11 protein-coding genes are annotated in these 12,368 nt (G+C 64.3%); 6 read left to right on the forward strand and 5 right to left on the reverse strand.

Going from position 1 to position 12,368, the window contains the following annotated elements; all coding sequences use genetic code 11:
- Positions 1-8: 8 nt before the first annotated feature.
- A complete protein-coding gene (gene greB, locus QMZ25_RS15835) occupies positions 9-515 on the forward strand; it encodes a transcription elongation factor GreB (RefSeq protein WP_053516845.1) in 507 nt (168 codons plus the stop codon).
- A gap of 52 nt (positions 516-567) precedes the next feature.
- Here greB and QMZ25_RS15840 read toward each other — a convergent pair whose 3' ends face one another.
- The 3 genes from QMZ25_RS15840 to QMZ25_RS15850 form a co-directional block, all read right to left on the reverse strand.
- On the reverse strand, positions 568-1,395 hold the full coding sequence (locus QMZ25_RS15840; RefSeq protein WP_262100408.1) for a DUF3025 domain-containing protein: 828 nt from the start codon (positions 1,393-1,395) through the stop codon (positions 568-570).
- Positions 1,396-1,397: 2 nt separating this feature from the next.
- Positions 1,398-2,759, reverse strand: a complete 1,362-nt coding sequence (gene rimO / locus QMZ25_RS15845; protein ID WP_053516842.1) for a 30S ribosomal protein S12 methylthiotransferase RimO — start codon at positions 2,757-2,759, stop codon at positions 1,398-1,400.
- A gap of 325 nt (positions 2,760-3,084) precedes the next feature.
- Positions 3,085-3,786: a hypothetical protein gene (locus QMZ25_RS15850; protein WP_283219923.1), complete on the reverse strand. Its 702-nt coding sequence runs from the start codon at positions 3,784-3,786 to the stop codon at positions 3,085-3,087.
- 345 nt (positions 3,787-4,131) lie between these two features.
- Here QMZ25_RS15850 and QMZ25_RS15855 point away from each other — a divergent pair, with 345 nt between their 5' ends.
- The 3 genes from QMZ25_RS15855 to QMZ25_RS15865 are packed head-to-tail and all read left to right on the forward strand — an operon-like array spanning position 4,132 to position 5,405.
- Positions 4,132-4,803, forward strand: a complete 672-nt coding sequence (locus QMZ25_RS15855; protein ID WP_283219924.1) for a dienelactone hydrolase family protein — start codon at positions 4,132-4,134, stop codon at positions 4,801-4,803.
- The gene (locus tag QMZ25_RS15860) at positions 4,800-5,222 is read left to right on the forward strand and encodes an HIT family protein (RefSeq protein WP_283219925.1); all 423 of its coding nucleotides are present in this window, start codon (positions 4,800-4,802) and stop codon (positions 5,220-5,222) included. The genes QMZ25_RS15855 and QMZ25_RS15860 overlap by 4 nt, the downstream gene beginning before the upstream one ends.
- Before the next feature lie 15 nt (positions 5,223-5,237).
- On the forward strand, positions 5,238-5,405 hold the full coding sequence (locus QMZ25_RS15865) for a DUF5668 domain-containing protein (RefSeq protein ID WP_005410498.1): 168 nt from the start codon (positions 5,238-5,240) through the stop codon (positions 5,403-5,405).
- A gap of 66 nt (positions 5,406-5,471) precedes the next feature.
- On the opposite strand, the gene dcd is transcribed toward QMZ25_RS15865, so the two are convergent.
- Positions 5,472-6,044 carry a dCTP deaminase gene (dcd, locus tag QMZ25_RS15870; RefSeq protein WP_065174891.1) on the reverse strand — a complete coding sequence of 191 codons (573 nt, stop codon included), beginning with the start codon at positions 6,042-6,044 and terminating at the stop codon, positions 5,472-5,474.
- Between the two features lie 74 nt (positions 6,045-6,118).
- Positions 6,119-6,973, reverse strand: a complete 855-nt coding sequence (gene apbC, locus QMZ25_RS15875) for an iron-sulfur cluster carrier protein ApbC (RefSeq protein WP_053516830.1) — start codon at positions 6,971-6,973, stop codon at positions 6,119-6,121.
- 241 nt (positions 6,974-7,214) lie between these two features.
- Between apbC and QMZ25_RS15880 the strand changes: the two genes are divergently transcribed.
- Entirely contained in the window at positions 7,215-9,251 is a 2,037-nt protein-coding gene (locus tag QMZ25_RS15880; protein WP_283219926.1) for a prolyl oligopeptidase family serine peptidase, read from the forward strand.
- A 186-nt stretch (positions 9,252-9,437) separates the two neighbouring features.
- Entirely contained in the window at positions 9,438-12,299 is a 2,862-nt protein-coding gene (locus QMZ25_RS15885; protein WP_283219927.1) for a TonB-dependent receptor, read from the forward strand.
- The last annotated feature ends 69 nt before the right edge of the window (positions 12,300-12,368 follow it).

Here is a 12,368-nt window from a genome sequence, read left to right on the forward strand (position 1 = left end):
TGTATTACATGTCCCGTTGGCGTCCGCCCGCAGAGAAAAGCACCGCCCTGATCACCGCCGCCGGCCACGCCCGGCTGAAAGCCGAGCTGGACGACCTGTGGCGGGTACGCCGGCCCGAGGTGGTGAAGGCGCTGGCCGCTGCCGCCGCCGAGGGCGACCGCTCGGAGAACGCTGAGTACACCTACCGCAAGAAGCAGTTGGGTGAAATCGACCGCCGCGTGCGCTACCTGACCAAGCGGCTCGAATCGCTGCGTGTGGTCGATACCACGCCGACCGATCCACAAGCGGTGTTCTTCGGTGCATGGATCGAACTGGAGAACATCGACAGTGGTGAGACCAGCCGTTACCGCATCGTTGGGCCGGATGAAACCGACGCCGGCCTGGGCTGGATCAGCATCGACTCGCCGCTGGCGCGGGCCGTGCTGAAGAAGCGCCTGGACGATGAATTCTCGGTGGAACTGCCGGGCGGCCGGTTCACCTTCGCGGTGATCAGCGTCGAGTACCCGTCTTCGTAACACCGAGCCCTCCCGGCGTTGCTGTCAATCCAGCGCCGGGCATGGCCCGGCGCTACCGGGGCAAGAGCGGCGGCGGGTACAGGCGGCCCTGCCGCAGCGGGCGGAAGTAGTCGGCGTTGCCATGGAAGGCGGCGTCCTGCTGCGGGTGCCAGCCGGGGATTCCGGCCAGTGGCAGCGGGCGCAGCTGCAGCGGATCGGTCACCGTCGCGCCCTGCTCGATCGCCCGGGCCACGGTCTCGATGCAGGCACCCTCTTCATCGCCGCGCACCACCACGCACTTGCCGACCAGCAGGCGCCCCGGCAGCAACGCCTGTTCCATCAGTGCATGGCCGAACACCGCGGCGATGGTGATGCGACCGGCCTGCCAGTGCGGCGGCGCGAACAGCATCGGCCAGTCGTGGGCGTCCCACGCAGCGATCAGCGCATCGTCCTGGACGCACACGATCACGCCGGTCTCGTCGAACTGGGTCAGCGCCGCCTGCGCGCGATTGCGTTGACCGGTTGGCATCGTGGCGACGTGCAGGCATTGCCGCCTGTTGAGCGCGTGCTTCAGCTGCGGGTGACACGCCCACACCAGTGCGTTGAACAGATCGTGCCAGCTCGCCGCACGGGTGGCGATACGCCCCTGCGCGATGCGCGTTTCATAGTGCAGGCCATCGGCCAGCAACGCCGCATCCTGCTCGACCAGTCGCCGCCCGCGCAACGCCAGCCGCGCATCCAGCTCGGCAACGGTCGGCCAGCGGTCGCCGGACAGAAGATCGCGGAAGGCACGCACCCGGGCAAACAGCGGATGATCGAACACCGCCGGGTCCACCGCCGCGCGCGGCGGCGGCACGAATCGCCGAGGGCTGCCAGCGTGGCCGGCAGCACCCTCGGCCATGATCAGAGCACCTTCAGGTCGAAGGCCGGGCGCGTGGTCGGCGGCAGCGCGTCGCCATACAGATCGTGTTCGTCGCTCTCGGTGATTTCCACGTTGATGAATTCGCCTACGCGCAGCGGCACCTGGTCGGCATTCTGGATATGCACCAGTCCATCGATTTCCGGTGCATCGGCCCTGGAACGGGCCACGGCGATGTCACCTTCGATGGCATCGACCAGGCACTGCTGCACCGTGCCGATCTTGGCCTCCAGACGTGCGGCCGAGATCTGTGCCTGCTTTTCCATGAAGCGCGCCAGGCGCTCCTGCTTCACCTCTTCCGGGACAGGGTCCGGAAGAGCGTTGGCGGTAGCACCCTCGACCGGCGAATACGCGAACGCACCCACGCGGTCCAGCTGCGCCTCATCGAGGAACGACAGCAGCTCCTCGAACTCCGCTTCGGTCTCGCCCGGGAAACCGACGATGAAGGTCGAACGCACGGTGATGTCCGGCGCGATGCGGCGCCAGTTCTGCACGCGCTCCAGCGTCTTTTCCACCGCACCGGGGCGCTTCATCAGTCGCAGGATACGCGGGCTGGCGTGCTGGAACGGAATGTCCAGGTACGGCAGGATGCGGTTCTCGGCCATCAACGGCACCACGTCATCCACGTGCGGGTACGGGTACACGTAGTGCATGCGCACCCACGCGTCCAGTTCGGACAGGCCCTCGCACAGCGCCTTCAGGCGGGTCTGGTAGGCCTTGTCGCGCCACATCTTCTCGGCGTACTTCACGTCCACGCCGTAGGCGGAGGTGTCCTGCGATACCACCAGCAGCTCACGCACACCGCCCCGGACCAGGCGCTCGGCTTCGCGCAGCACTTCATCGACCGGGCGCGAGACCAGCTTGCCGCGCATCGACGGAATGATGCAGAAACTGCACGCGTGGTTGCAGCCTTCGGAAATCTTCAGATAGGCGTAGTGGCGCGGGGTCAGCTTGATGCCGTAGTCGGGCACCAGGTCCACGAACGGATCATGCCGGGGCGGTAGCGCCTCATGCACCGCCTCCATCACGCTCTGGTAGTCCTGCGGGCCGGACACCGCCAGCACGTTCGGGTACGCCTCACGGATCTGTTCGGGGCGCTTGCCCAGGCAGCCGGTGACGATGACCTTGCCGTTCTGGTTCATCGCCTCGCCGATGGCGTCCAGCGACTCCGTCACCGCCGAGTCGATGAAGCCGCAGGTGTTGACCACCACCACGTCGGCCGAGTCATAGGACGGGACGATGTCGTATCCCTCCGACCGCAGTTGGGTCAGGATGCGCTCGGAATCGACAAGGGCCTTCGGGCAGCCAAGGCTGACGAAGCCGACTTTGGGGTTCAGCTGGGACATGGAATCGCGGGACTCTGGGGGCCTGGGCCCCTGCCGGAGTGGCAGGGGTTCCTGGGGGCCGGGGCCTGAAAGGGCGCCAGTATACCGGGGTTGAGGGCCGCGCTCTGAACGGCCCCGGGGTGTACTGAGGGGAGCGCCCAGGATTCTGCCCCACGTGCCATCTCCATCAGCGGGGTACCCGTGAACGCGTCAAGGCCCCCGGCGGCTTGAGCTGGAGCTCCGGCTCGACCCGGCGGAACGCGCTGCGAAGGCTCGACGCTCACGGAGAGGCAATCGTCTCACGGTCCACCATCGCCACGGCCGCACCGGAGCGTTGATTGCGACATCAATAGACGTTGATTGATCCGTTGTTTGTTGAGCAAACCCGCGGAATGCATGCTGACGTAGCCGTTGGGATAACGCCTCGCCTCACACCAATACACACCACCTGAAGGGTGTAAGAACCCGTGAATGGGCCCGCGTATTCATCGCTCGCGGAGGTCATGCAGCGCCCATTATCAAGCGAGAGAGTTCCTGTGGATTTCCCTGCCAATGAACTCTGGAAACGAGCAGTACCCACCGAATTGAAATTGACTCCGATTGGCGCACTCCCACTGGGCGCCAATGCAAATACGTAGTACCCCGCCCTGGGCTGCGTCATGTCGCTGGAGGCTGAATTCGAATCCTCCGCCGGATCTGAATCACCCTCACAGGACCAACCAACGACGGCCGACTCGCCAGATATCACGGTTTCGCCACGCCGCACCTTGGAGTTCATGACTTCGCAGGCGGCCTGGTGATAGAGCTTTGTGGTTTCATTCTGATCATCATAACGATATACAAAACCGCCCTTTCCATCCTTGAAAAGGCGTACCTGGACAGCCACGTCGCCGCCTTCGAAATCAGAGAGGCGCACCGTCCGCTCAACCCACTGCCTGCCATCCGATGACGCCATCTGGCGGTCCTGGTACGACGATTGGTTGGCCATAGCCACCGTGTGCATTGTTGCCATCCCCAATGCACACAGAAGGCGAAATTCCTTTTTCATTTCATGAAACTCCATTTATCGGGCGCCTGCGCCTTCACGCCGCGCCCCGGAAACATGCCGAGATATGATCAGCCCCACATCGCCCCTCCAGACTGGAGTTCCGCGAACGAAACGCTATCTGCTCGCCCTCTTGGCTTCAGCAGGTGCTTTACTGAATCTACTGTCAGAGCCAGGCCGAATCAGATGCCAGAATCCCTGGCAGGATCGTCCGCGACGCATTTGATCGAGTCGCGATCCGACGTCGCTTGATGCATCAGCCGCCCGATCACGCACAGCCGCAGACGCCGCGCTAACCCGCCCAGCGCCGACAATGCAGGCCTGTCCACTGCTACGAGGAAACCGACGATGTCCGAATGGATCACCCTGGATACACATCATGGCCCGGTCCGGGCCTGGCAGGCCCTGCCGGCGGGCACGCCGCGTGGCGGCCTGGTGGTCGTGCAGGAGATCTTCGGCGCCAATCCGCACATCCGTGGCGTGGCCGAGCGCTTCGCCGCCGAAGGCTATGCCGTGCTGGCGCCGTCGTTCTTCGACCTGGTCGATGGCCCGGACGCCGACCCCGATGCCCTGCCCTATGACCCTGAAGGGGTGAAACAGGGCCTGGAACGGGTAAGTGCGCTGGGCATTGAACGGGCACTGGAAGTGGTGCGCGCCGCAGCAACCCGGCTTGCCCCCTTCGGCAAGGTCGGCACGGTCGGCTACTGCTGGGGCGGAACGGTGGCGATGCTGTCCGCGCTGCGCCTCGGCCTGCCCTCGGTGAGCTATTACGGCGCACGCAATGTGCACTATCTGGACGAGACACCGAAGGCGCCGGTGATCTTCCACTTCGGCGCGCAGGACCGCAGCATCCCGCCTGAGGCCGTGGAGGCGCATCGCCAGAAGCTGCCGCGGATGGCGACCTATGTCTACCCGGCCGACCATGCCTTCAACCGCGAGGTCGGACATGCGTATGATCCAGACAGCGCCACCCTGGCGCTGCAACGCACCCTGGACTTCTTCACGGAGCATCTTGGATGAGCGATTTCGAACTTGATTCCCGCCTGGCCACCGACAGCGTTCTGGTGGCGCATGGCCCGCTGTCGCAAGTGCGGTTGATGAACGACGAACGGTTTCCCTGGCTGATCCTGGTGCCGCGTCTGGCCGGGGTAACGGAGTGGATCGAACTGGACGGCGACCAGCAGGACAAGCTGCGCACCGAACTCAACCGCGCCTGCAAGGCCCTGAAGGGCTCCGACGGGGTGGAGAAGATCAACATCGGCGCATTGGGCAACATCGTGCGCCAGCTGCATTTCCACGTGATCGGCCGCCACGACGGCGATCCGGCGTGGCCGGGACCGGTGTGGGGCAGCGGCCCTGCGCACCGCTACGAACCGGACGCCCTGCAGCAGCATGTCGCCTACTGGAAGGAACGGCTAGGATATCCGGCCCACTCCTGAGACCGTGCCGACACGATGCGATTCAACCTCGTCGCCGCCATCCTGCTGATCCTGATCGGGCTGTTCATGCTTGCCAGCAACCTGGGCTGGACGCACCTGAACCTGTCCAAGCTGCTGCTGACCTGGTGGCCGGTGGCCCTGGTCGGCGTCGGCATCGCCATGCTGTTCGGCCGCGGCAAATAAGCGAAGGCGGCGCAAGCGCCGCCTTCGATCGAGCGACGCCGGGCATGGCCCGGCGCTACCGGTCCGTCAGGTGCGCGGCAGGGTGACGCCGGTCTGGCCCTGGTACTTGCCACCACGGTCCTTGTAGGACGTTTCGCAGATATCATCGGCCGCCGCCTGGAAGAACAGCATCTGGGCCACGCCTTCGTTGGCGTAGATGCGCGCCGGCAGCGGCGTGGTGTTGCTGAACTCCAGGGTCACATGGCCTTCCCACTCCGGCTCGAGCGGAGTGACGTTGACGATGATGCCGCAACGCGCGTAGGTGCTCTTGCCCAGGCACACCACGAGGGTGTCGCGCGGAATGCGGAAATACTCCACGGTACGCGCCAGCGCGAAGCTGTTGGGCGGGATGATGCATTCGTCGGCGGTGATGTCGACGAAGCTGCCCGAATCGAAGTGCTTCGGGTCCACGATGGTCGAGTTGATGTTGGTGAACACCTTGAACTCGCGCGAGCAACGCACGTCGTAGCCGTAGCTGGAGGTACCGTAGCTGACGATGCGCTGGCCGTTGACCTGCTTCACCTGCCCGGCCTCGAACGGCTCGATCATGCCGTGCTGTTCGGACATGCGGCGGATCCAACGGTCACTCTTGATGCTCATGCTCTGTCCTGGGTGCGAGGGGGCGCGAGGATTCTAGCAGGGGGCCGGGCGCCACCGCCCTCCCCGCCCGGTCCCTACAGCAGCGACGACAGGATCGGGATCGAGGCACGCGGGCGCTTGCCCACTTCCTCGATGAGCCGCTGCGCGGCGTGGCGATAGGCCTGGGCCGGCAGGGAATCCGGCTGCGCGGCGGTGATCGGTGTGCCTGCGTCACCCTGCTCACGGATGCCGATCTGCAACGGCAGCGATCCCAGCAGCGGCACGCCGTACTGCGCCGCCATGCGCTCCCCGCCCCCCTCGCCGAACAGGTGCTCGACGTGGCCGCACTGGCTGCAGGTATGTACCGCCATGTTCTCGACGATGCCCAGCACCGGCACTTCGACCTTCTCGAACATCTTCAGTGCCTTCTTCGCATCCAGCGTGGCGATGTCCTGCGGCGTGGTGACGATCACCGCACCGGCCAGCGGAATCTTCTGGGTCAGCGTCAGCTGGATGTCACCGGTGCCGGGCGGCAGGTCGATCAACAGGAAGTCGAGGTCGTCCCACAGGGTGTCGTTGAACAGCTGGGTCATTGCCGAGGTCGCCATCGGCCCACGCCAGATCATCGGCGTGTCTTCCTCGATCAGGTAACCGATCGACATGGTGTCCACGCCGAAGGCACGCAGCGGTTCGATGCTCTTGTTGTCCGGGCTTTCCGGGCGGCCGGACAGGCCCAGCATGGCGGGAACGCTGGGGCCATAGATGTCCGCATCGAGCACGCCCACCCGCGCGCCCAGCTGCTGCAGCGCCACCGCCAGGTTGACGGCCGTGGTGGACTTGCCGACACCGCCCTTGCCCGAGCCGACCGCGATCACGTTGCGGATGCGCGCGTGCGGTGCCAGCCCCTTCTGCACCTGGCTTGCATGGGGACGACGGGTCGGACTGTTCACTGCGGGCTCCGGCGGAAAGTCAGGAAGGAGAACCCGACATCATACAAGCTGGGCGCAAGCTGACCTGATTCAGGATTGCCCAGATCCGCGCATGGATTCTCAAGTCGGCGCCCCACGGCGGCGTTGCCTCTCTGCCCCGCTGGGTGCACAGGTGGAAACTTTCACGTGCAGTTGACGGAAGGGCAGCACTCGTTCATCTTCCGGTCATCTTGATGCGAATCGCCACAAGGAACTGTCGATCATGGAAACCCGCCTCACGCGTGCCCGCCTGGGTGCCACCACCGCACTGCTGCTTGGCCTGCACGTCATCCACGCCTCCGCCACACCGTTGCCGGTCGAGGATTTCGCCAAGATCCCGGCCATCCAGTCTGTCAGCATGAGCCCTGACGGCAAGCAGCTGGTTGCAATCATTGCTGCGCCGGGCAGCAACAATGGCGATACCGCATTGGCCAACTGGAACCTGGACGTGCCCGGTTCGGCGCCCGTGGCGATCACGCCTTCCGGTGATCGCATGAAGTTCATTGCCGCCAGCGCGCTCAAGGCGGGTCGCAGCCTGGTGATCGGCCGACAGGAGCTGACCGCGCAGTTGTCCGGCTGCGGTGAAGGCAACTCGGTCGGCTCAACCAAGACGTTCCTGTCCAAGGCATTCCTCACCGACAGCAGCCAGACAAAGTTCGACGAGGCTTTCGCGGACAACACCCGCAAGCTCGGCATCAGCGAACAGACCCAGCGCTGCCTGGAGCTGGCCGGCACCGCGTCCCTGGTGCATTCGCTTCCGCTGGATCCGGACAAGGTGATCATCTCGCAGATCAACCAGACCAATTTTTCGGCCAGCTATTACCTGTTCAACCTCAAGACCGGGCAGACCGAGCTGCTGTTCCGTGGCGACGCCCGCTCCACCCCGGGCCTGTTCCACCCGCGCAACGGCGAGCTGCTGACGCGTACGCAGATCGAGCCGGCCGGCTCGAACGACTACGAGCAGCAGATCCTGGTCAAGAACAAGGCCAGCGGCCAGTTCGAGAAGCACGACACGCTGACCACCCGCCTGTCCGATCGCTACACGATGGAGGTGGTCGGCATCGATGACCAGAACGGCAAGCTGTACATCCTCACCGACAAGTTCTCCGACCAGGTACAGGCCCGACTGTACGACCCAGCCAGCAGAACGTTTGACAACGAACCGCTGGCGGCTCATCCCGAGTATCCGATCGGCGGCCTGATCCTGGGCACCAAGCCCAGCAACTTCAACCAGGTGCTGGGCTTCTATGTCGACGGCCCGCGCCGTGAGGCGGTCTATGTCGATCCGCAGATGAAGGCCCTGTACGACGGCCTCAAGCAGGCGTATCCGGGCAAGTACATCGCCATTACCGGTTACAACGATGATCTGTCCCGCGTGCTGTTCACCACCAACAGCGCCAGCTCGCCCACCAGCTACCAGATCCTGGTGGATCGCAAGCAGGTCACGACGCTTGGCAGCGAACGCCCCTGGGTGGATGGCAAGCAGATCGGCGAGCAGCGCTGGGTGACGTACACCGCCCGCGATGGCCGCAAGATTCCTGCCATCGTCGATCTGCCCGCAGGTTGGAAGAACGGCGACGCGGCGTTGCCGGCGCTGGTCCATCCGCACGGCGGCCCTTGGGCCCGTGATTACACCGGTTGGGATGCGTCCGGCTGGGTACCGTTCTTCACCTCGCGCGGGTACGCGGTGATCCGGCCGCAGTACCGCGGCTCAACCGGGTTCGGGCGTGAGCACTGGATCGCCGGCGACAAACAATGGGGCCTGACGATGCAGGACGACAACGATGATGCGGCGGCCTGGCTTGTGCAGCAGGGGATAGCGGCCAAGGACCGCATCGCGATCTTCGGTTATTCCTACGGCGGCTTCGCCTCGGCCGCTGCGGTCGTGCGCAGTCCGTCACCCTATCAATGCGCCATTGCCGGCGCCCCCGTAACCGATCTCGCCCGCCTGGGTGTTTCCTGGAGCGAGAACCGTCTGCAGCGCATCCTGCAGGGACAGACCGTGAAGGGCATGGACCCGATGCAGAACACCGCCAAGGCCGCCATCCCCCTGCTGACCTTCGTGGGAGACCGCGATGTGCGCACCCCCGCGTCCCACGCGAGGAATTTCTATAACGGCGTCAAGGACAAGGTGCCCGCACGCTTCGAGTTGATTGCGGACATGCCGCACAGCATGCCGTGGTACCCGAGCCACTACCGCGCGACGCTGCCGCTGATGGCGGACTTCCTCAGCAAGGACTGCGGACCGGGCGGCCTGTAAGCAACCGGACGCTGGCCCGTTCATGGACCCCGCTGGCTTGAACCCGGCGGGGTTTTTTCATGCGCCGTTCACTGAATTTTCCCTTAGCAACAACGGGTTACAGCAATTCTCCATTCATGTTGCATTTACTTTACGCGGCACATACACTCCATTAACCGAAGCATAACAAGTGGGGATCACATCGAAATGCGCAACGCCAACCGCCACATCAAGCCAAGCCGCGTCCCGCTCACTCTTGCTGTGCTGGCCTGCCTGCAGGCCGCACCGGCCCTGGCCCAGGAGACCACCCAGCAGGAAGCCGCGGCGTCAAGCACTTCCTCCCACAACCAGCGCGCCACCGACCTTGACAAGATCACCGTCACCGGATCGCTGATCCGTCGTGCGGATTACGAAACGTCGTCGCCGGTGTTCACCATCGACACCGAGCACAACGCTGCCCAAGGCCAGGTGTCGGTGGGCGAGTTCCTGCAGAAGTCCGCTATCGGTGCTGCTGAAACCCAGATCACCCACCAGTTCGGTGGCTTCGTCGTTGACGGTGGTACCGGCGTGCAGACGTTCTCGCTGCGCGGCCTGGGTGCCAACCGCACCCTGGTGCTGCTGGACGGCCAGCGTCCGGGCCCGGCCGGTACCCGCGGCGCGGTCGGCGCATTCGACCTGAACGTCATTCCCACCGCCATCCTGCAGCGTGCGGAAATCGTGAAGGACGGTTCCTCGTCCATCTACGGTTCCGACGCCGTGGCCGGCGTGGTCAACCTGATCACCAAGAAGAATTTCGAGCGCCCGGAGCTGACGGTCACCGGCCGTATCCCGACCGAAGGTGGCGGTGAAGTCTTCCAGGGCTCGCTTGCCAATGGCTGGAACTTCGAGAAGGGCAGCATCGTCGCTGCCGTCGAATGGTACCGCCACAACGAGCTGACCCGCGGCGACCGCGACTTCCTGAACTGCGGCAATGATCTGATCAAGGACGCCAACGGCAACCGCATCGACCGGCAGGATCATTCGATCACCGCCGGGACCAATCTTGCGAACTGCAACAACCTGCTCATCAACGTCATCGATGAGTACGACTCGCCGATCCGTTACATTCCCTCGCCGGACGGCAGCACCGTGGGGCCGTTCCCGGGCTATCGCCCGCGCGCCAACCGCACCTACGCCAACGGCAGCCCGGTCGCCTACTACGAAGAACCGTTGAACTTCGATGCGTGGGGTCAGTCTCACATCATCAACCGCCAGGAGCGCAAGTCGGCCTACTTCGCTTCGGACTTCGGTTTTGATGGGTTCAACTGGAAGACCCAGTTCCTCTACAACAACCGCAAGACCAACAACTTCCAGTGGCGCCAGTTCTTCCCCGTCGTGGAAGCCCCGGGCACCACCAATGGCTACGCGCAGCCCGTGCTTCCATTCAAGTCGTCCTCGCAGACCGAGGTCGATTACTACTACCTGGCGAACAAATTCGATGGCCTGTTCACGGGTAGCTGGGGCTGGGAAGTCAATGCCAATGCCAGCCGCTCCAGCGGCAAGTACAGCTCGCTGGGCATCCGCAACTCGATCACCGGCGACCTGACCCGTCCGGGTGCTGGCGAAACGCCGGCAGCGAACTACTTCGACCCGGGTTACCTGAGCGGCGCCAAGGTTGACGAACTGGTCGACATCCTGGGCATCACCGCCACCGGCAAGACCACCTATGACACCGTGACGGTCAATGCGATCTTCTCCGGTGAGCTGTTCGACCTTCCCGCAGGTGCGCTGGGTGCTGCGTTCGGTGTGGAGTACCGCTACTACTCCATCGAAGATACGCCGGACGAGAACTACAAGGATCTCTGGGGCGCCTCGACGGCCGACGTGACCAAGGGTAACGACAAGGTGAAGGAAGCCTTCGTCGAGTTCGACATCCCGCTGATCAAGGGCGTCACCGGCATCGAATCGCTCACCGCCAATGCTTCGGGCCGCATCTTCAAGTACGACTCGGTCAGCGGCAGCGACAAGGTCTGGAAGGCCGGCCTGAACTGGCAGATCATTCCGTCGCTGCGTCTGCGCGGCACCGTCGGCACCTCCTATCGTGCACCGGGCCTGTACGAGCTGTACCTGGGCAACCAGACCGGCTTCCAGTCCCAGACCGCGATCGATCCCTGCATCCGCTGGGAAGAGAGCGACAACACCAATATCCGTGCCAACTGCGGTGCCGCCGGCATCCCGGGCGATTACGTCGGCGCAGGCTCCAGTGCCACCGTGTTCACCAGCGGCGGCGCCGGCAACCTGGTTCCGGAAACCTCCCGCGCCAAGAGCGCCGGTATCGTGTTCACTCCGTCGTTCGCCGACCTGAGCGTGGCGATCGACTACTTCGACTACGATATCCGCGGCCAGATCACCTCGCTGGGTGCACTGGACATCACCACCGGCTGCTACGGTTCGAGCACCTTCCCGAACCGTTACTGCGACCTGCTGGAGCGCAACCCGACCACCGGCCCGGACGCGAATTCGATCCGCAACATCTACGCCCAGTACCTGAACATCAACCAGCAGCGCACCCGCGGCTGGGACATGACCCTGAACTGGGAACATGAGTTCGGCTTCGGCAAGTTCGCCCTGGATTCGCAGGTCACCTACACCGTGGAAGACGTGGCACAGCTGTTCGACAGCGCCGAGGCCAGCGGCCTGGCCTCCTCGGATCAGCTTGGCCTGATCGGCCGTCCGGACCTGGTTGCCAACCTGGGCCTGACCCTGACCCGCGGCGACTGGGAATACAACTGGCTGACCCAGTACATCGGCAAGACCGAGAACACGACCCTCAACTCGCGCTTCACCTACCAGGGCCGTCCGGACTCGTACCGCGATCTGGTCGCCGACGCTCGCGTGTATCACACCGCTTCGTTGAGCTACAAGCAGGCCGACTGGGAAATCCTGGTGGGCGTGGCCAACGTGTTCAACACCAAGCCGGCACTGATCTCCACCGGCGCCGGCACCCGCTACGGCAACACCGCAGCCTTTGCCACCCAGTACGACCTGTACGGTCGCACCCCGTTCGTGCGTCTGAAGTACAAGTTCTGATAGGGCCGTAGTCCGCAGCACCCCGACAGACCCGGCTTTTGCCGGGTCTGTCTTTTGCAGGGCCCGATG

This window comes from Stenotrophomonas sp. RS-48 (assembly GCF_030053245.1).
Classification (GTDB): Bacteria; Pseudomonadota; Gammaproteobacteria; order Xanthomonadales; family Xanthomonadaceae; genus Stenotrophomonas; species Stenotrophomonas maltophilia_P.

Coding starts and splice junctions, on each gene's coding strand:
- greB (WP_053516845.1), top strand. CDS start 9: ATGTCCCGTTGGCGTCCGCCCGCAGAGAAAAGCACCGCCCTGATCACC.
- QMZ25_RS15840 (WP_262100408.1), bottom strand. CDS start 1,395: ATGGCCGAGGGTGCTGCCGGCCACGCTGGCAGCCCTCGGCGATTCGTG.
- rimO (WP_053516842.1), bottom strand. CDS start 2,759: ATGTCCCAGCTGAACCCCAAAGTCGGCTTCGTCAGCCTTGGCTGCCCG.
- QMZ25_RS15850 (WP_283219923.1), bottom strand. CDS start 3,786: ATGAAAAAGGAATTTCGCCTTCTGTGTGCATTGGGGATGGCAACAATG.
- QMZ25_RS15855 (WP_283219924.1), top strand. CDS start 4,132: ATGTCCGAATGGATCACCCTGGATACACATCATGGCCCGGTCCGGGCC.
- QMZ25_RS15860 (WP_283219925.1), top strand. CDS start 4,800: ATGAGCGATTTCGAACTTGATTCCCGCCTGGCCACCGACAGCGTTCTG.
- QMZ25_RS15865 (WP_005410498.1), top strand. CDS start 5,238: ATGCGATTCAACCTCGTCGCCGCCATCCTGCTGATCCTGATCGGGCTG.
- dcd (WP_065174891.1), bottom strand. CDS start 6,044: ATGAGCATCAAGAGTGACCGTTGGATCCGCCGCATGTCCGAACAGCAC.
- QMZ25_RS15880 (WP_283219926.1), top strand. CDS start 7,215: ATGGAAACCCGCCTCACGCGTGCCCGCCTGGGTGCCACCACCGCACTG.
- QMZ25_RS15885 (WP_283219927.1), top strand. CDS start 9,438: ATGCGCAACGCCAACCGCCACATCAAGCCAAGCCGCGTCCCGCTCACT.